At 64.6% G+C, this 17,071-nt stretch carries 16 protein-coding genes; 10 read left to right on the plus strand and 6 right to left on the minus strand.

Annotated elements, in window-relative coordinates; all coding sequences use genetic code 11:
• The first annotated feature begins 84 nt into the window (after positions 1-84).
• The gene (gene metA, locus PG899_RS16370; protein WP_017408885.1) at positions 85-1,038 is read left to right on the plus strand and encodes a homoserine O-acetyltransferase MetA; all 954 of its coding nucleotides are present in this window, start codon (positions 85-87) and stop codon (positions 1,036-1,038) included.
• Between the two features lie 8 nt (positions 1,039-1,046).
• Here the strand turns inward: metA and PG899_RS16375 are convergent, their stop codons facing one another.
• Positions 1,047-1,565 (minus strand): cyclin-dependent kinase inhibitor 3 family protein, encoded by a 519-nt coding sequence (locus tag PG899_RS16375; protein WP_270697504.1) that lies wholly within the window; start codon positions 1,563-1,565, stop codon positions 1,047-1,049.
• 159 nt (positions 1,566-1,724) lie between these two features.
• Here PG899_RS16375 and PG899_RS16380 point away from each other — a divergent pair, with 159 nt between their 5' ends.
• Positions 1,725-2,195: an Lrp/AsnC family transcriptional regulator gene (locus tag PG899_RS16380; protein WP_011704464.1), complete on the plus strand. Its 471-nt coding sequence runs from the start codon at positions 1,725-1,727 to the stop codon at positions 2,193-2,195.
• 57 nt (positions 2,196-2,252) lie between these two features.
• On the opposite strand, the gene PG899_RS16385 is transcribed toward PG899_RS16380, so the two are convergent.
• Positions 2,253-4,217, minus strand: a complete 1,965-nt coding sequence (locus PG899_RS16385) for an LTA synthase family protein (protein WP_077097583.1) — start codon at positions 4,215-4,217, stop codon at positions 2,253-2,255.
• A gap of 259 nt (positions 4,218-4,476) precedes the next feature.
• On the opposite strand from PG899_RS16385, the gene PG899_RS16390 reads away from it, so the two are divergent.
• The 3 genes from PG899_RS16390 to PG899_RS16400 all read left to right on the plus strand — a co-directional run bounded on the left by PG899_RS16390 (position 4,477) and on the right by PG899_RS16400 (position 8,690).
• Positions 4,477-4,734 carry a DUF2442 domain-containing protein gene (locus PG899_RS16390; RefSeq protein ID WP_011704466.1) on the plus strand — a complete coding sequence of 86 codons (258 nt, stop codon included), beginning with the start codon at positions 4,477-4,479 and terminating at the stop codon, positions 4,732-4,734.
• A gap of 245 nt (positions 4,735-4,979) precedes the next feature.
• Complete coding sequence (locus PG899_RS16395) at positions 4,980-6,947, plus strand: TonB-dependent copper receptor (RefSeq protein ID WP_077097581.1); 1,968 nt, start codon at positions 4,980-4,982, stop codon at positions 6,945-6,947.
• 123 nt (positions 6,948-7,070) lie between these two features.
• Positions 7,071-8,690: an alpha-amylase family protein gene (locus PG899_RS16400; RefSeq protein ID WP_179101498.1), complete on the plus strand. Its 1,620-nt coding sequence runs from the start codon at positions 7,071-7,073 to the stop codon at positions 8,688-8,690.
• Between the two features lie 55 nt (positions 8,691-8,745).
• Here PG899_RS16400 and PG899_RS16405 read toward each other — a convergent pair whose 3' ends face one another.
• Together PG899_RS16405 and PG899_RS16410 are read right to left on the minus strand one after the other, a co-directional pair.
• Complete coding sequence (locus PG899_RS16405; protein WP_016349269.1) at positions 8,746-9,279, minus strand: MgtC/SapB family protein; 534 nt, start codon at positions 9,277-9,279, stop codon at positions 8,746-8,748.
• Positions 9,280-9,303: 24 nt separating this feature from the next.
• Complete coding sequence (locus tag PG899_RS16410; RefSeq protein ID WP_077097548.1) at positions 9,304-10,746, minus strand: RimK family protein; 1,443 nt, start codon at positions 10,744-10,746, stop codon at positions 9,304-9,306.
• A gap of 186 nt (positions 10,747-10,932) precedes the next feature.
• On the opposite strand from PG899_RS16410, the gene PG899_RS16415 reads away from it, so the two are divergent.
• From PG899_RS16415 to PG899_RS16425, 3 genes are read left to right on the plus strand one after another with little or no spacing between them, the layout of a single operon-like run.
• On the plus strand, positions 10,933-11,391 hold the full coding sequence (locus PG899_RS16415) for a GNAT family N-acetyltransferase (RefSeq protein ID WP_077097550.1): 459 nt from the start codon (positions 10,933-10,935) through the stop codon (positions 11,389-11,391).
• A 13-nt stretch (positions 11,392-11,404) separates the two neighbouring features.
• Positions 11,405-11,650: a DUF3624 domain-containing protein gene (locus PG899_RS16420; RefSeq protein WP_049046857.1), complete on the plus strand. Its 246-nt coding sequence runs from the start codon at positions 11,405-11,407 to the stop codon at positions 11,648-11,650.
• 56 nt (positions 11,651-11,706) lie between these two features.
• Positions 11,707-12,453: an SDR family oxidoreductase gene (locus tag PG899_RS16425; protein WP_077097552.1), complete on the plus strand. Its 747-nt coding sequence runs from the start codon at positions 11,707-11,709 to the stop codon at positions 12,451-12,453.
• A gap of 61 nt (positions 12,454-12,514) precedes the next feature.
• Here the strand turns inward: PG899_RS16425 and PG899_RS16430 are convergent, their stop codons facing one another.
• On the minus strand, positions 12,515-13,987 hold the full coding sequence (locus PG899_RS16430; protein ID WP_190283842.1) for a C69 family dipeptidase: 1,473 nt from the start codon (positions 13,985-13,987) through the stop codon (positions 12,515-12,517).
• A gap of 465 nt (positions 13,988-14,452) precedes the next feature.
• Between PG899_RS16430 and PG899_RS16435 the strand changes: the two genes are divergently transcribed.
• Positions 14,453-14,905 (plus strand): hypothetical protein, encoded by a 453-nt coding sequence (locus PG899_RS16435; protein WP_077097556.1) that lies wholly within the window; start codon positions 14,453-14,455, stop codon positions 14,903-14,905.
• 195 nt (positions 14,906-15,100) lie between these two features.
• On the opposite strand, the gene PG899_RS16440 is transcribed toward PG899_RS16435, so the two are convergent.
• Positions 15,101-15,682, minus strand: coding sequence for a hypothetical protein (locus PG899_RS16440; protein WP_017408897.1), 582 nt, complete (start codon positions 15,680-15,682; stop codon positions 15,101-15,103).
• 211 nt (positions 15,683-15,893) lie between these two features.
• On the opposite strand from PG899_RS16440, the gene PG899_RS16445 reads away from it, so the two are divergent.
• A complete protein-coding gene (locus PG899_RS16445; RefSeq protein WP_077097558.1) occupies positions 15,894-17,069 on the plus strand; it encodes an iron-containing alcohol dehydrogenase in 1,176 nt (391 codons plus the stop codon).
• The last annotated feature ends 2 nt before the right edge of the window (positions 17,070-17,071 follow it).

Consider the following 17,071-nt stretch of genomic DNA (forward strand, 5'->3'; position numbering starts at 1 on the left):
AAGGTATCTGATGACAGGGTGGGTGCTTTATTATAGGCTTCTGGATGTCCAGACATATTTACCGATGCAGTACAGGGAGTAAGCATGCCGATCAAGATCCCGGATCAGTTACCCGCCGCCGAAGTGCTGGGGCAGGAGAACATCTTCGTGATGACGGAATCCAGGGCCGTCACCCAGAACATCCGCCCGCTGCGGGTGTTGATCCTCAACCTGATGCCCAAGAAGATTGAAACCGAGATCCAGCTGATGCGGATGCTCTCCAACTCGCCGTTGCAGGTGGACGTGGATCTGCTGCGCATCGATGATCGGGAGTCGAAGAACACGCCCCAGGCGCACCTGGAGAACTTCTATCACGACTTCGAACAGGTGCGCGGCAACAACTACGACGGCATGATCATCACGGGGGCGCCGCTCGGGCTGGTGGAGTTCGAGGAGGTGGTCTACTGGCCGCGCATCGTCGAGATCATCGAGTGGTCCCATCAGCACGTGACTTCCACCCTGTTCCTCTGCTGGGCGGTGCAGGCGGCGCTGAAAGCCCTGTACGGCATGGAGAAGCAGACCCACGGCGAGAAGCTGTCCGGGGTCTATCGCCACCACCGGCTCGACGAGCACGAACCGCTGCTGCGCGGCTTCGACGACGAGTTCGTGGCGCCTCACTCCCGCTATGCGGCGTTCGACGGGGATCTCATCCGCGCCCACACCGATCTGCAGATCTTTGCCGAATCGGCAGAGGCCGGGGTCTATCTGGCGGCCACCAAGGATTGTCGTCAGGTGTTCGTCACCGGTCACCCGGAATACGATGCGCTGACCCTGGATGGCGAATACCAGCGGGATCTGGCGGCCGGGCTTGCGCCCGTCATTCCGGTCAACTACTACCCGGACAACGACCCGACCCGGACCCCGCGCGCCAGCTGGCGCAGCCACGGTCACCTGCTGTTTTCCAACTGGCTCAACTACTACGTCTATCAGCTCACCAGCTATCGCGTCGAGGATATCGGCAAGGTGTTTACCTATCAGCAGAACTCGCCGTCGAGGTAGGGACTGGCTCAGTCGCCCTCGGCCAGCCGCGCCGCCAGCCCGTCGAGCCATTGGCGGTGGCAGGCCAGGGTGAAGGCTTTGGGCCGGTGGGCCCGGATGGCGGTCATCGCCTCCTGTTGGGGCTGGCCCAGGCTCATCAGCAGGGCTGCTGCCACCAGCCCGGTGCGGCCGCTGCCGCCCTTGCAGTGGATGACCAGGTGCTTGCCGTCCCGCAGCAGTCCGATAAGTTCTGGCAGAGCCTGATGCCAGGCGGCCTCGAAGGCGGCATCGGGAGCCTGATCGTCCTCGATGGGCAGCTGGAACCAGCGCATGCCGGCGGCCTCGATCTGCTGGCCAAGCCTGCCCAGTTCAAGCCGGGCCAGTTCGGCATCGGTCATCAGGGTCAGCACGCCGTGCGCCCCGGCCAGCTTGAGCTGGCCCAGTGCCAGCGGCAGCGCCACCTGCTGGGTGCCGGGGCAGGGGGTCAGCAGCAGCTGGCCATCGACGCGGGGGACTTCCTGGCTCCAGAAGGGGTGAGACGGGTGCATAAAGATCCTTATGACGCCAGCAACGGCGAGGCAAGCCGGGCTTGACCCGGTTTTTGAGTGCGCCAAAGCATAGGGGGCGCGGCCCCGATGTCAATCTGCGTTGTGTTCGGCCCGGTTTACGGGCAGAGTCTAAAAAATTGAGCGGTTCAAGGAGTAAAGATGAGAAACCTGGATCAACTGGATTTGGATATCCTGGCCCATCTGTTTCGCGATGCGGGCATGACCAACAAGGATCTGGCCGCGCTGGTCGGGGTGGCACCGTCCACCTGTCTGGAACGGGTACGCAAGCTGCAGCAGGACGGGGTGCTCAAGGGCGCCCACTGCGAGGTGGATTACCAGGCCCTCGGCGGTCACATCCAGGCCATGGTGTCGCTGCAGCTGGCCCGCCACAGCCGCCAGATCATCGATGCATTTCGCGACGCCATCCTGGCCCTGCCCGAGGTGATCAGCCTGTTCCACATGGGCGGCAAGGATGACTTCCTGGTGCATCTGTGCGTCGCCGACACCGAGCACCTGCGCAACTTCGTGTTCGATCACTTCACCTCCCGCGAAGAGGTGGTGCACCTGGAGACCTCGCTGGTGTTCGAGCACAAGTTCAGCCGCTCGCTGCCCTGCTTCCTCAACACCTGACGCCCCGTCTGCCTCCCACAAAAAACCCGCCAATCGGCGGGTTTTGTTTTATGGCGCTCAGTTCAGCACGGTGCGGGTATCCGGCGCCGTCCGGTAGAGCCCCTGCTGGTAGGCGAGGCTGCCCCAGAGCGCCAGGCCGAGGGCGGCATCCTTCATGGTGGCCGGCTGCGGCGCCGGGGTGAGCGTCTCTGTCGCATCCTCATAGATGAAGCCTTCCGGCGCTCGCTCCGGCTGCAGGATCACCACGTCCTTGCCGCGCATCAGGGCGAAGTTCTTGTCGTACTGCATGATGGCGCGCCCCGGCCAGTCGGCGGGCATGCGGGTCAGATCCTTGCCGAGCATGGGGTAGTCGGCGCTGATCCCCATCAGGGAGAGCAGGGTCGGCGCCATGTCGATCTGGCTGACGATGCGCGGATCCTGTCTCGGCGCTATGCCGTCACCCACGATGACTCCCGGAATGTGGAAGCGGGGGATGGGCACCAGGCTGGCGCCGCTGACCCGGCTGTCGTGATCGGCGATGACCAGGAACAGGGTGTCCTTCCAGTAGTCCGACTGCTTCGCCTTCTTGAAGAACTCGCCGATGGCGTAGTCCGCGTACTTGGCGGCGTTGTTGCGAGTCTGCTTGGGCTGCTCATAGAGGGCGATGCGATCGTCGGGAAACTCGAACGGATCGTGGTTGCTCGAGCTGAACACCAGGCTGAAGAAAGGCTTGCCCTGCTTGCTGAGTGCCTGGAAGGTCTCGTCGGCCTTGGCCATCAAGTCTTCGTCAGAGGCGCCCCAGGAGCCCTCGAACACCGGATTCTTGAAGTCCTTCTGCTCGACGATGGTGGTGAAGCCGTTGCCGAGGAAGAAGCTGCGCATGTTGTCGAAGTGGCTCTCGCCGCCGTAGATGAAGCTGGTGTCGTAGCCCCGCTGCTTGAGCAGATCGGCGATGGTGAAGAAGTTGGTCTGGCTGCGGCCGAGCTTGACCACGGCCTGGGCCGGGGTCGGCGTGAAGCCGGTCAGCACCGCCTCGATGCCGCGCACCGAGCGGGTGCCGGTGGCGTAGAGCTGCTCGAACGCCCAACCCTCTTTCGACAAGGCATCGATGTTGGGGGTGAGCGGCAGGCCGCCGAGGGAGCCGACGAACTGGGCGCCCAGGCTCTCCTGCAGCAGGATCACCAGATTCTTCGGCTTGCCGCCGTAGCTGGCCTCGTTGAAGGTCTGGCTGGGCAGGGTGTCGGAGCTGAATTCGTGGGATTCGCGGCCGCTCTCCTGGCGAACCAGATCCAGAATGCGCTGACGGGGCAGCTCGCCGTAGAACTTGCTGACATCCTCTTCATCCTCCATCTGGTTGATGGCGAAGAACAGGGAGTAGGAGGAGTTGACGGTCAGCGCATTGACCAGCGGATCGCTGGCAAATGCCACCATGGCCGGGTTGAGGGCGCGGTGGCCCAGGCTGGAGCGGGCACCGAGAAAACCGATGGCCAGGATCAGCAGGGCGAAGGCGGGCCGCCAGTACCAGCGCGGGAAGCTGATGCCGCGCAGCAAGCGGCCGCTCAGCCACCAGCCGCCCGCCAGCACGGCACCGCTGAACAGCAGTGCCAGCAGCAGTTCGCCCTTGCGGCCGGCCCACAGCATGGCGAACACCTCTTTGGGATAGATGAGGTATTCGATGTAGAGGCGGTTGGGCCGCACCCCGTACTCGGTCACGAAGGAGGGGGTGGAGATCTCCAGGAAGAGCAGCAGCCAGAGCCCCAGGGTCAGCCAGACCCGGATGAACTGCAGCCAGGCACGGCCGACGGCATGGGGGCCGGCCAGCAGCAGGGTGAACACGGCGGGCACGCCCCACAGCCAGCAGAGGGTGGCGAAGTCGACCCGCAGCCCCTGCAGCAGCATCTCCTGCCAGCCGGCGACGGCGTCGACCCGCTCCAGCTGCCAGAGGCCGAGCGCGAGCCGGCTGATGGAGAGAGAAACTAGCGCGATCAATGAAAAAACGGCGATGGGCCAAAACGGTCCCAGCCATCGTCTGATAGTGGTCATTGTTGTTCCTACAAGCCTGTTTGCACCCGTCCACGGGCGCATTGTTTTTATATTGCAGGGTTATGACAGCGGGCCTGGGGAAAGGTTGCGTGTAGGTGCTGTTTAAAAGGATGTTTTGGCACGATTTATGATTTTTATGTGAGGGCGCGCAGGGATCGAAGACAGCATAAACGGCTGGAAAAACTGTGATCCTGCCGGCAAAGCGGTGCGGGGGGCTTATCTATAATGGCGCCGAATTTTCTCAATCGGAGCCGAAGGGATGCCGGTCTTTATCGATGTGGAATATTTGCAAGGGTGGAGCCTGTTCGTGGTGCTCTCGGACGGTACCACGGGGGCGCTGGACCTGACCCCCTGGCGCACCCAGCCGCTGTTCGCGGCGCTGGATTCGGAGCGGCGCTGCGCCCGGGTCTTCATCAATCGCCATCACCAGCTGGAGTGGCCCGCCGGCTGCATCCTGTCGGCCCACGAGGTCTATCACCTGATCAAGCCCATCGACGAGCGGGAAGCGTTCAGCTAACCCCCTGTTTTTGTGAACCACCCCAAGATTCCTGTAACGGGAATGTTTGAGCGTTTGCCTTCCTCACCCAATTTGGGTAAAACCTGCGCAACATTTTGCCAACCCTAGCTTGGCTTCGCCTCAAAGGGCTTGCCGCCACCGCGCAGCAGGCCTTTTTTGCAGCCTGACGGCAAACCTTCCAGCAGCTGAATAGTTTGTCGGTCGAAATTAAAAAAACAAAATAAACAGAGAGATAAGGAAAGAGTATGGCTTGTCATATGCGCACCCCGCTGGCCCTGCTGGTGGGCGGTTTTGCCTGTCACGGTGCTGCCGGCCAGGAGCCGGTCCAGCAACTGGAGCCCATGGTGGTGGTCGCTAGCCGCCCCGCCAGCACCCTGGAGGTGACCCTGGATCCCAAGAAGCCAGGCTCCCCCATGCCGGCGGCCGATGGCGCCGGTTACCTCAAGAACGTCACCGGCATGAGCATGGTGCGCAAGGGGGGGCTGGGTGGCGATCCCGTGTTGCGGGGGATGGGCATGTCCCGCCTCAACGTACAGATGGATGGCGGCATGCTGGCCGGTGGCTGCGGCGGCCGGATGGACCCGCCCACCGCCTACGTCTTTCCCCAGTCCTTCGACCGGATCCGGGTGCTGAAGGGGCCGCAATCCCTCGAGCAGGGGGCGACCCTGGCGGGCACCGTGCTGTTCGAGCGGGATAGGCCCGAGTTCACCGCCCCCGGCGTCAAGGCCGAGGCATCGGCGCTCTATGGCAGCTTCGGGCGTGACGACCAGATGCTGGATGCCACAGTAGGGGCGCCACAGGGCTATCTGCGCGGCCAGTTCACCCACTCCGACAGCGATGATTATCGCGACGGCCACGGCGACAAGGTGCGCTCCTTCTACCGGCGCGAGAACGGCACCGCCCAGCTTGGCTGGACGCCCAGTGAGCACACCTGGCTGGAGCTCACCGCCGAGCGCAGCAACGCCCGCGCCGCCTATGCGGATCGCACCATGGACGGCCCCATGTTTGACCGCGAATCCTTCGGCCTCAAGCTCAGGCAGGAGCAGATCAGCCGCCACTGGCAGCGCAGCGAACTGACCCTGTGGGACAACGACATCGACCACATCATGGACAACTTCAGCCTGCGCCCGAACAGCGGCATGAAGATGCTCTCCAACCCGGACCGGCGCAACACCGGCGGGCGCTGGGCCAACGACATCGCCCTGCCGGCCGACTGGCTGCTGACCGCCGGGCTCGATGCCAACCGGGATCAGCACAGGGCCCGCAGCGGGGTGGATTACGCCAGCCAGCCGCGCCAGCGCACCCTGCGCTTCGAGCAGCAGGGCGGCTTTGCCGAGCTGGGCCGCCAGCAGGGGGCCCACAGCTACAAGGGGGGTTACCGGCAGGACAGGGTCGAGACCACCCGTTACGGCGCGGGGGAGCAGACCCTCTACAGCGATACCCTGACCCTGGACAGCGGCTTTGGCCGCTACGAATACCAGTGGTCGCCGGCCTGGTCGAGCTATCTGGCCTGGGGACAGGCGAAACGGGCGCCAGACTACTGGGAGCGCAGCAAGGACAGCGTGCCCTTCACCCTCAACCCGGAGCGCAGCCGCCAGTGGGATGCGGGGCTGGCCCTGCGCAGCCGCGAACTGGATCTGACCCTCTCCCTCTTTAGCGCCGACATTCAGGACTATCTGCTCTATAACAACAAGTCAAACAAGGTGCGCAACATCGACGCCCAGACCCGCGGCGGCGAGCTGGAAGGGCGCTGGCAGTTTGCCGAGCAGTGGCGCCTCGATGGCGGTCTGGCGGTGGTCTACGGCGAAAACCGGAGTGATCACCAACCGCTGGCCCAGATGCCGCCGCTCGATGGCAAGCTGGCGCTGGGCTGGCAGCCGGCCGAGGCGTGGAACCTGACCCTGCTGGGCCGCGCCGTGGCCGCGCAGGATCGGGTCGATGTGGGCTCCGGCACGGTAGCCGGCCAGGATCAGGGGGAGACGCCGGGCTTCTTCACCATGAACCTGAGCGCCGCCTGGCAGTTCCAGCCGGGCTGGCAGCTGTCGGCCGGGGTCGACAACCTGTTCGACACCTTCTACTACGAGCACCTCTCCAAGTCGGTGCACGCCAGTCAGGCCGGGCTGGGCTACGAGCAGGTGGGGCGGATTCCGGAGCCGGGCCGCGCCTACTGGCTCTCGGTCAGTTACCGCTTCGCCTCGGCCGGCGTGCTCTAGGTCGGCGCGCCAACCGACTGAGCCAGGTAACGTTTTCAGTCACAGACCCGTGCGGGCGGGGCCGCTATCATGGCCCCAGTGTGGCGCTTTGGGCGCCGATACCACCACAGCGGGAACATAACAATGAAACAAGGAACGTTGCGCCATGGCGGCCTCATCGGGGCCGCCCTGTTATTGACGGCTTGCGGCAGCGGAGGCGGGAGCGGCTCCAGCGAGCCCCAGCAGCCCCCGGTCACCAACCCGCCGCCGGCCACCGCCAGCCGCGCCTGCTACGGCAATGATCAGCCGGCCTGCAATCTGCGCACCTATCAGGTGATGGTGGAGTCGTTCGTCGACGGCGACGGCAGCGCCAACTACGGCGTCGGTTACGGCCCCTCCCAGCACAACGGCGATCTGCAGGGGATCATCGACAGCCTGGACCACATCAAGAGCCTCAACGTCAACGCCATCTGGCTGACCCCGGTGTTCGACTCCTGCGCGGGGCAAGGCGGTGACGACAAGCTGGATGCCACCGGCTACTTCGCCTGCGACTTCTTCAACGTGGACCCCAACTTCGGCAGCAACGTCCAGCTCAAGAAACTGGTGGACGGAGCGCATCAGCGCGGCCTCTACGTCTTCCTCGACGGGGTGTTTGGCCACGTCAACAAGGTGGGGGTGAGCAAGCCTTCGCCCGAGGGACGGCTGCCTGCCCTCAAGAGCGGCGGTGCCGGTTATCCCGGCCAGCTGGTGGATTACAGCCAGCCCCAGAGTCTCGCCTACTTCAAGGAGGTGGCCCGCTACTGGGTCGAGCAGTACGGCATCGACGGCTGGCGCCTCGATCAGGCCTATCAGCTCGGCCTCGACGACTGGCGCGCCATTCGCAGCGAGGTGGAGCGGGTCAGCGCGGCGCGCAAGGCAGCCGGTCAGCAGTGGGGCACCCTCGGCTACATGGTGGGCGAGGTGTGGAAGGGCGCCGACGAGATCCGCGCCCAGGCGTATGGGCCGAGCGACAACCCGGCGCTCTCGTCGGCGTTCGACTTCCCGCTGCGCTACGGCCTGGTGCAGGCGCTGGCGGTGGAGGAGTCCGGCAAGGGCGGGCAGGGGGCCAGCGTGCTCGACGCCAGCTGGAACAAGGTGGAGAACTACCCGAACCACGCCATGCCCAACCTGATGCTGGGCAACCACGATCTGGTGCGCTTCGGCGATCTGCTGGAGCGCGGCAACTTCAATCCGGCGGACTACTGGCAGCGCCACAAGGCGGCCTTCAGCTTCCTGGCGGCCCGCTCCGGCCCCATCACCCTCTACTACGGCGAGGAGTTTGGCGACGAGGTGCCGGGCTTTGCCAAGCAGGTGGGGGGCGACTGCGCCGCGCAGGGACTCTGTGACGATCACGTGGCCCGCAGCGACGGCAAGGTGCCGGGTGCCACCGGCTTCGTGCCGAGCAGCGAGCAGAGCGAGCTGAAACAGTGGCTCAGCCAGCTGCTGGCCCTGCGCGCCGCCCACCCCGCCCTCTATCAGGGGGAGCGGGTCAAGCTGGTGGCCGAGGGGAGCGTCTATGGCGACATCAAGCAGACGGCGGCGGAGCAAGTAGTCTACCTGCTCAACGTCTCGGGCACGCCCCAGAGTTACGCGGTGCCGGTCGGCAAGCTGCGCAGTGCCAGCGCCCTGGTGGATCTGCAAAGCGGCGAGAGCCTGGCCATCGGTGGCAGCAGCGTGACGGTGGATTTGCCGCCGCTGAGCGGCCGCTTCCTGCTGGTGCGCTAAGCGAGGCTGGCAACAAAAAGGGCTCCGTGATGGAGCCCTTTTTTCATGGGGGAAGTTACTTCTCGATGCCGCTGCCGAGTTCGTCCTGATGGGGGGCAGCCTGCGCGTGGCCATTGCCGTGGCGCCAGCTCTCCAGCCGGTTGTGGACTCCGCGGCGCAGGCTCTTGAAGCTGGTCTCCAGATAGTCGACACCGACCAGAATGGAGAGGGTGACGCCGGTGAGCAGCAGCGCCTGGTGCAGCATCTGCATGCCGATGAGGGCGCCGAGGGCGGCCAGCATCCAGACGGTGGCGGCGGAGGTGACCCCCAGTACCTGGCCATCCCGGGTCATCATCACCCCGGCGCCGAGAAAGCCGATGCCGGTGATGAGCTGGCCCAGCACCCGCGCCTGATCGGCGCTCTGGGGACTGACGGCGGCACCGATGGCGAGAAAGCAGTAGGTGCCGAGGATGATGAGCGAGGAGGTACGGATGCCGACCGGCTTGCCGCGCAGCTGCCGTTCCAGCCCCACCAGAGTGCCGCACACCAGACAGACCAGGATGTTCTCCCAGCCAAGGGGCGCTATGTCCCACCAATCAGTCGTCATCATATCCACCTCTGCTATCGATGCTTGTTATCCGGCCGCGCTCTGCCCCCGGTTTTCCAGCCGCTGGCGGAAGGCCCGGGCGAGGCGCTCGTAGAGGTCCTTTGCCTCTCTGTCCTCAATATCGCCACGTATCCAGGGATTGTCGATGATTTCCAGCAGCACGCAGTCGCGCCCCTGCTGGCGCAGGTCGACCCCGAACAGGCCGTTGCCGAGCTGATGGACGGCGCGGCGGGCGGTCTGCAGCACCCGCTCCGGCACCTCGTTGAGCGGCAGTGCCTCGATGCGGCTCATGTCGAGGGGGTGCTTGCGGCGGCGAATGCGGTTGCCGGGCTCGGGGCGGAAACGGCGGCAGGCAAACAGCGGCGAGCCGTCGAGAAAGCCGATGCGCCAGTCGAACTCGGCGGGGATCCGGCTCTGCACCAGCAGCAGGGCGGAGCGGGCCAGCCCCTCATCCAGCAGGCGGGCCAGCTGCAGCTCGTCGCTGGCCATGGCCAGATCGCGCCCCTGCGCCCCGTCGGGCACCTTCACCATCAGCGGCAGGCCAAGCCGCTGCACCAGTTCATCCACGTGGTGGCGGCCGCGGCGGGTCACCACCATGGTGGGCGGCATGGGCACGCCGCTGCGCACCATCAGCTCGTAGAGGTAGAGCTTGTTGCTGCAGGCGAGAATGGCGCGGGAGCTGTCGATCACCGGCATCTTGAGCTGCTCGGCGCGGCGGGCAAATTCGAAGGTGTAGTGGCCGACCGCCGTCTCGGAGCGCAGCCAGAGGGTGTCAAACTCCGGCAACCGCTCGATGGCCGATGGCGCCAGGATCTCGGCCCGGATCCCCTGCGCGGCCGCCGCCTGGATGAAGCGATCCAGCGCCAGGGCATCGCTGCTGGCGCGGCCGTCGTTGGGGTCGACCAGGATGGCGAGCTGGTAGAGCGGCGCCGCCTGCTCCTCGTCGCCGGTGCCCACCAGTGCCTGGGCGTGGTGCAGCATCAGCGCTTTCTCGCTCGGGCTCAGCGCCAGCGGCGACAGGCTCTGCTGCTGGCGCACCGACCAGCCGTGGCGGCCGCGCTTGAGGGTCAGCTCCTGCAGCGGCAGCTGGCTGAGGCCGTAGTAGTAGCGGGCCAGCCCCGCCAGCTCGCTCTGCTCGCACTGGCCGAAGATAGCGCGCACCCGGATTCGGTCCTCGCTCTGCAGGGCCAGCCAGCCCTGCAACTTGCGCCACAGCTTGGCAGGCGGCTGCTGGGGCTGCAGCTGGCTGATGGCCTGCAAACCCGGCAGGCAGTGGTGGCCGCGCGCCTGGGCCAGCAGCGAGCAGTAGTAGCCGGCGCTGAGGTGCTCCAGATTGCGACAGAGGTTGATGATGCGGGGACGGCCGCCGGTGGTGGGCACTCCGTGTTGCAGGTAGGTGCGGGCGGTCAGCAGATAATCGGCATGGCAAGGCCAGTCGCCCGGCTCTTCGACGATGACGTAGGTACTCATTTTTTCGGCTCCACAGATGAAACTGCCTTGAATGGCAGGATCCCCAGTGGGCTTCGATGCACCGACAAGCACGACAATGGCGCGAGGGGAAACAAGAGGTTACAGTGCCTAATATGCCGCCTTGGTAACTTGTGATACAAGTCGCATTTTTGGTGATGAAGATAAATAACCGAACAAGGACTCCCCGTGTTGACCGTGCGCGCGGCCCGGACCGATGATCTGGGCGCCATCGTTAAGCTGGAACGCTACTGTTTTCCCCCCGAAGTCGCCTTTGGCCGCAGCCGCTGGCACTATCTGCTGACCCACGCCAAGGGGCGTACCCTGCTGGTGCTGGACCAGCAGGAGCAGCTGATGGGCTACCTCTGCCTGCTGGAGCACAGGGGCTGGGATCGGCTGATCATCCAGACCCTCGCCATCCGCTGGACCATCCGCCGGCAAGGCTGGGCCCGCCGCCTGCTGGAGCAGGTTATTCAGGAGGGCAAAGAGGCCGGCTGGGGGGCGATCCGGCTGGAGGTAGGCGATGCCAATGAAGAGGCGCAGGCCCTCTATCACGAGCTGGGTTTTCGGCCCAGACAGAAGCTGCCGGACTATTATGGCCACGGTCAGCACGCCCACCGGCTGGTGCTGGCGCTGAAGCAGGCCTGAGAGAGGAGAGGGGATGAGCTGCGACAACTGCCTCGCCACCGCCATCAGGGCCAAGCTGGGGCGCTGCCCGGTCTGCGCCGGCCAGACCTTCGTCATCGGTCTGGTCGGCTGGCTGGTCTGGTGGTGGTGTGGCGCCGACACCTCGGTCAACGCCCTCACCGGCCTGCTGTTCGCGCTGGGGGGATCGGGCCTGTTGCTGCTCCACCTGCTGGTGTTTGTCTGGCGCAGGGCGACCGGGCGTGAATTGAGCGATGAATGAATCAGATTGATTTCAAACAGATAAATAACAATAGCGCTGTAGATATGGAGGTTCAGATGATAGCAATGGTAACGGGCGCCTCGTCCGGGTTTGGTGAGTCCATCAGCCGTCAGCTGGTGCAGGCGGGCTACCGGGTGATCGGTACCGGCCGCCGCGGCGAACGGCTGGCTGCGCTGGCCGACGAGCTGGGTGCGCAGTTCCTGCCGCTGGTGTTCGACGTGCAGGACAAGGCGGCCACCCGCGCCGCCATCGACGGGCTGCCGGCCGAGTGGCGCGAGGTGGATCTGCTGGTCAACAACGCCGGGCTGGCGCTGGGGCTGGAGCCGGCCCACAAGGCGGATCTGGAAGACTGGGAGCAGATGATCGCCACCAACATCAGCGGTCTGACCCTGCTCACCCGATTGCTGCTGCCGGGGATGGTGGCGCGCAATCGCGGCCACGTCATCAACATCGGCTCCATCGCCGGCACCTACCCCTATCCGGGCGGCAATGTCTACGGCGCCACCAAGGCGTTCGTGAAGCAGTTCAGCCTCAACCTGCGCGCCGATCTGGCGGGCACCGCCATCCGCGTCACCAACGTGGAGCCGGGCCTGTGCGGCGGCACCGAGTTTTCCAACGTGCGCTTCCACGGTGACGATGCCAAGGCGGCCACCGTCTATCAGGGCGTGCAGGCGATCCAGCCACAAGACATCGCCAATACTGTGCTCTGGATCAGCCAGCAGCCTGCTCACGTCAACATCAACAGCATCGAGATTATGCCGGTGGCGCAGACCTTCGGCCCGCTCAATATCAGCCGTCGCTGATGGTTGCAGCTGACAAAATAAAAGAGGCTCCCAAGGGAGCCTCTTTTCGTTGGCGAGCCGATTACAGGCTCATGATCTTCTTGAACTCCTCCGGCGAGTACTTCTGCTCGGTGCGCTTGGTGAGATCCGTCATCAGCTTGTAGCGCAGCTCTTTGGCCATCTGATAGGTCTGCTCCAGCTGGCCATAGGAGTAGTCGGCGGCCAGCCCGATGGCGGTAGCCTTGTCGCTGGCATAGGCCTGCTTCAGGCTCTGGTCGAGCAGGGCCACCTCCTGGTAGAGCTTGCTGCTCTCCTTGCTCCAGACGCCGCGCAGCAGCGGCAGGTACTTGTCCGGATCGGCGCTGGCCAGCGCGGTCAGGCTACGGAACTGCCAGTAGGCGGAGTCATCGGAGTAGCTGTCGCTGCCGGTGCGATAGGGCAGGGGGTAGGACTCCAGGGTGTTGTAGAGCGGCACCATCACCGATTCGGCCAGCACGCCGTAGCTCTGCCAGATCAGCCCCTGCAGCTCTTTGGGCATCTCCTTGCGCAGCTGGATGACGTGGGATTCGAGCTGCCTGTCGATGCGGATCGGCCGTTCCGCCTTGCCCGCCAGCGGGGTGCCCTCATAGGTGGCGCTCAGCAGTTTGGCCACGTCCGGCACGGCGATGGGGGTATCCGGCTTCATAAAGAGCGGATATTGCGCCTGCCGGGTCGGCTGCGGGTGGCTGGCAGTCAGCATTTTCTGGCCGAGCCACTCCCGATCCACGTTATACGGGTCAGCGATGACCCCGAACGCCTTGGCGAAGTTGAACTCTTTCGGGTCGGCGTTATCCAGCAGTTTGTGTTCGCGCACGAACTCCAGCAGCTTGGGTGAGTGCAGCACATCGGCACCGTCGAGATCGACGCCGTGGATGCGCAGGCCGTTGGCCACCATGGCGTAGCTGTCGTCCGGCACCCGCACCGCGATCCAGTGGTGGCCGGAGCCGATCTCCATCAGCCAGGCCTCGTTCACATCCGCCAGATAGAGGCTGTTGCCTTCCCCGGCGCCATATTGCTCCACATAGCGGCCGAGCAGTGCGACCCCCTCTTTGGCCGTTTTGGCCTGCGGCAGGATCAGGGTCGGGATGATGGCCTCGATGACCCCCTTCTCGATCAGCGGATCGGCTTTCTGGGCCTTGTCGTTGACCTCGGCGCTGGTGGTGGCCGAGATGGCGACGTTGAATTCGTTGATGCCGCGCTCTTCATAATATTTGCCGGCCGGGTCGCTGGACGTCGCATCCCAGTCGCGGATGGCGGAGTAGGCGAAGAAGGCCTTGGGCATCGGCACTTCCAGCCCGTTGCCCAGTTTCCAGATTGTGCCCTCGTTCTGCTGGGCGGGCCGGAAGGCCAGGTACTTGTTCCAGTTGTTGACGCCAAAATCCTCGTTTCTGGCGATCATCACGCTGCCATCGGCACTGGCGCCCTTGCCGACGATGAGGCCGGTACAGGCGTCGGCACTGGTACCAAGTAGGGTGAGCAGGGTGGCGGAGAGAAGACTCAAGGTGTGTTTTTTCATGGGATTGCCCGAAGCGTAACTGTGAGTGAAAGCCAGGCGGTGGGATGCAGGTCTGCCGCAGTGCGATCGGCCGCCGATACGCTGCCGGGGGATCGTGCTGCTCATGGTCGATGACGCAAACATTTCATCCATAACACTGCTTGCTGGTCGTTTTGTGCGCCGAAATTGTATGCCTCGTTGGTTGTTTATTTTGTGATCTATGAGCCGTTCCTTTGCTTTGTCTGGTAAAGCGTGAAAAAGGCAGCGATATGCACCAGAAGCTGCCGATTGGGCAGCGCAGCGTCATGATTCTGACGTCTAGATGACCATCGGGAGGCTCGCAAGCCCGTGCGAGCCGGGATCTGCGCCAATCTGGCAAGTTGGCCTGCAACTTGCTGGTTTTATTGCCAATGATGGGGCCTGGCGCCTCATGCCATCGAATCAGCGACCTCGTCATGCCGGATCGGCATGCAGACCGGAGCCCCCATGGATATCAAACCCTACAGCCAGCAGCTTGCCCAGAGCGCCTCCAACAACCGCGCCCTCGCCACCCTCAGCAGTACCGACAGCGGTCAGGGGGGCGGCTGGGAAGATCTGGTCAACCTCTCCTCCCAGCGGATCACTGGCCAGGCCCAGCAGGCGCTGACCTATGAACACCTGGCCAAGAACAGCAAGCTGCCGCCAGCGCTCGACATCGGCTCCGACAAGGGCGGCGTGATGCAGCAGCTGGTGGACAAGGCGCTCGGTTTTGATCGCAAGAAGTTCAACGAGATAGAAGAGAAGCTCAAGACGATTGCCGACAACAAGCAGCTGACTGCCGAGGAGCGGGCGGAGCAGAGCAAGCCGCTCAACGAGCAGCGGGACGCCATGTTGCAGGATGCGATGGACCGCCTCACCGGCAAGAAGAGCAGCGCCAAGGAAGAGACCAAGAACGCCTGAGCGGCGGGATGACTCGAACGGCAATCCATGGTCGGTGGGGGCAATCACTTGCCCCTGTGCAGGCACCAGCGGGTTGCCGATGCGGCGCAGCACGGGCCGCTCTGCGCCGCTATAACGGCAGCAAAAAAGGGAGGGCGGCTGCCACTCCCTTGGTGACCGGACGGAGCCCGGCCGCTGCATCGACTCAGGCCGTCGCTACTTCTTCTCGGGCAGAATGCCGATCCCCACCGCCTGGGTCTGCACGGCCTTGATCTGGTCGCCCTTGGCGATGAGCGCAAACTGGGCCGGGTTGTGCACCTTGAGCACCAGGGTATGATCCACCCCCTTCACCGTGATGGTCTGCTGCCCCTTGTCGACCGCGATGACGTCGCCATAGAGAGTGACCTTTTTGCCGATCCCGGCGCCCGGCTTCTCGCCTGCCTCGGCCTTGTCGGCCGCCACTTCCACGACACGTTTTCTCACCCCGGCGGTGCCCTTGAGCAGCTCCAGATCCAGCATCTGCATGTATCTCAGTGCTACCGTATCGCCCACCTTGAGGTTGGCCAGGTTGGTGACCTGCTCACCGGCGACGATGTCGAATGCCTCGCCGGCGGCGTTTTTCAGGCTGACCTTGCGGCTGGCCATATCGATGGCAGTGACCGTGGCCTGGGCCGAGACGGCTTCCACCAGATTGGCCTTGCCAGGGGCCGTGGTGACTTCGGCCGCCACCTCGGCGGCCTGTGCCAGGCAGGTCGAGAGGGAGAGCAAACCGGCAATCCATGCATGCTTGAGTTTCATGTGTCAGACCTTATCAACAAAAGAGTGAGGAGGGTGGGAGCGGGGCGATGAGAGTGGAACACCCGGTTCCCAGAGAGACCATAGCAGAGCGGCACGGAAACAGGAGTGGCGCCGCATCACATCTTTCCGCTAGCCCGGCCCCCGCTGCGCAATTTGATAGCCGGCTCCCGTTTTTTGACCTGCCGGAGCCACAGGCGCACAATTCCCCTGCATGCATTCAACCGAGGGCTCTGCCGTGTACAACTTCCAATATGCCAATCCTACCCGCGTCTGTTTCGGTGACGGCCAGATCGCCAGGCTGCCCGAACTGATCCCGGCCGGCAGCCGCCTGCTGGTGCTCTACGGCGGCGGCAGCATCAAACAGAACGGGGTCTATGAGCAGTTGACCCAGGCGCTGGCGGGACGGGAGTGGCTGGAGTTTCCCGGCATCGGGGCCAACCCCCAGTACGATCAGCTGATGGAGGCGGTGGCCCTGGTCAAGCGCGAGCGCATCGACTTCCTGCTGGCGGTCGGCGGCGGTTCCGTGGTGGATGGCAGCAAGTTCGTGGCCGCCGCAGCCTGCTTCGAGGGGGCGGATCCCTGGGAGATCCTGCTGCACAAGGCCCCCATCAAAGGGGCGTTGCCGCTGGGCTGCGTGCTGACCCTGCCGGCCACCGGCTCGGAGAGCAACCCGGCCGCCGTGGTGAGCCGCGGGGAGGCCAAGCTCTCCTTCATGAACCCGCTGGTGCAGCCGGTGTTTGCGGTGCTGGATCCCACGACCACCTACAGCCTGCCGCCACGCCAGGTGGGCAACGGGGTGGTGGACGCCTTCGTCCACATCATCGAGCAGTACCTCACCTTCCCGGTGGGGGGCGAGGTGCAGGACCGGCTGGCGGAAGGCCTGCTGCAGGTGCTGGTGGACAACGGTCCGCGCGCGCTGGCGGAGCCTACCAACTACCAGGTGCGCGCCAACCTGATGTGGGCGGCCAGCCTGGCGCTCAACGGCCTCATCGGTCGTGGCGTACCGCAGGACTGGTCCACCCACGCCATCGGTCACCAGCTCACCGCCCTGCACGGGCTGGATCATGCCCAGAGTCTGGCGGTGGTGCTGCCCTCCCTGCTGCGCGAGCAATCGGCCCAGAAGCAGGAGAAGCTGGCCCAGTTCGCCGAGCGGGTATGGCACTCCAGCCGCGAGGACAAGGCGCTGCGCATCGAGGAGGCGATCATCCGCACCGAGCAGTTCTTCCAGCAGATGGGAGTGGGCACCCGCCTCGCCGACTACGGTCTGAGCGAGAGCTGCATCCCCGGCATCTGCTCCAACCTCAAGCGTTTCGGCCTGACCGCCCTCGGGGAGCAGCAGGACATAGATCCCGACAAGGTAGCGCGGATCCTCTCTCACGCCCTCTAGGC

It is taken from the genome of Aeromonas sp. QDB39, assembly GCF_027707585.1.
In the GTDB taxonomy this organism is placed as follows: domain Bacteria; phylum Pseudomonadota; class Gammaproteobacteria; order Enterobacterales; family Aeromonadaceae; genus Aeromonas; species Aeromonas hydrophila.

What these genes read in the sequence shown, in the direction of transcription:
- PG899_RS16390 (WP_011704466.1), top strand. Translation starts at nt 4,477, where the DNA reads ATGCCGGTCTTTATCGATGTGGAATATTTGCAAGGGTGGAGCCTGTTC.
- PG899_RS16440 (WP_017408897.1), bottom strand. Translation starts at nt 15,682, where the DNA reads ATGAAACTCAAGCATGCATGGATTGCCGGTTTGCTCTCCCTCTCGACC.
- PG899_RS16445 (WP_077097558.1), top strand. Translation starts at nt 15,894, where the DNA reads ATGCATTCAACCGAGGGCTCTGCCGTGTACAACTTCCAATATGCCAAT.
- PG899_RS16425 (WP_077097552.1), top strand. Translation starts at nt 11,707, where the DNA reads ATGATAGCAATGGTAACGGGCGCCTCGTCCGGGTTTGGTGAGTCCATC.
- PG899_RS16375 (WP_270697504.1), bottom strand. Translation starts at nt 1,565, where the DNA reads ATGCACCCGTCTCACCCCTTCTGGAGCCAGGAAGTCCCCCGCGTCGAT.
- PG899_RS16420 (WP_049046857.1), top strand. Translation starts at nt 11,405, where the DNA reads ATGAGCTGCGACAACTGCCTCGCCACCGCCATCAGGGCCAAGCTGGGG.
- PG899_RS16400 (WP_179101498.1), top strand. Translation starts at nt 7,071, where the DNA reads ATGAAACAAGGAACGTTGCGCCATGGCGGCCTCATCGGGGCCGCCCTG.
- PG899_RS16410 (WP_077097548.1), bottom strand. Translation starts at nt 10,746, where the DNA reads ATGAGTACCTACGTCATCGTCGAAGAGCCGGGCGACTGGCCTTGCCAT.
- PG899_RS16395 (WP_077097581.1), top strand. Translation starts at nt 4,980, where the DNA reads ATGGCTTGTCATATGCGCACCCCGCTGGCCCTGCTGGTGGGCGGTTTT.
- PG899_RS16435 (WP_077097556.1), top strand. Translation starts at nt 14,453, where the DNA reads ATGGATATCAAACCCTACAGCCAGCAGCTTGCCCAGAGCGCCTCCAAC.
- PG899_RS16405 (WP_016349269.1), bottom strand. Translation starts at nt 9,279, where the DNA reads ATGATGACGACTGATTGGTGGGACATAGCGCCCCTTGGCTGGGAGAAC.
- metA (WP_017408885.1), top strand. Translation starts at nt 85, where the DNA reads ATGCCGATCAAGATCCCGGATCAGTTACCCGCCGCCGAAGTGCTGGGG.
- PG899_RS16385 (WP_077097583.1), bottom strand. Translation starts at nt 4,217, where the DNA reads ATGACCACTATCAGACGATGGCTGGGACCGTTTTGGCCCATCGCCGTT.
- PG899_RS16380 (WP_011704464.1), top strand. Translation starts at nt 1,725, where the DNA reads ATGAGAAACCTGGATCAACTGGATTTGGATATCCTGGCCCATCTGTTT.
- PG899_RS16430 (WP_190283842.1), bottom strand. Translation starts at nt 13,987, where the DNA reads ATGAAAAAACACACCTTGAGTCTTCTCTCCGCCACCCTGCTCACCCTA.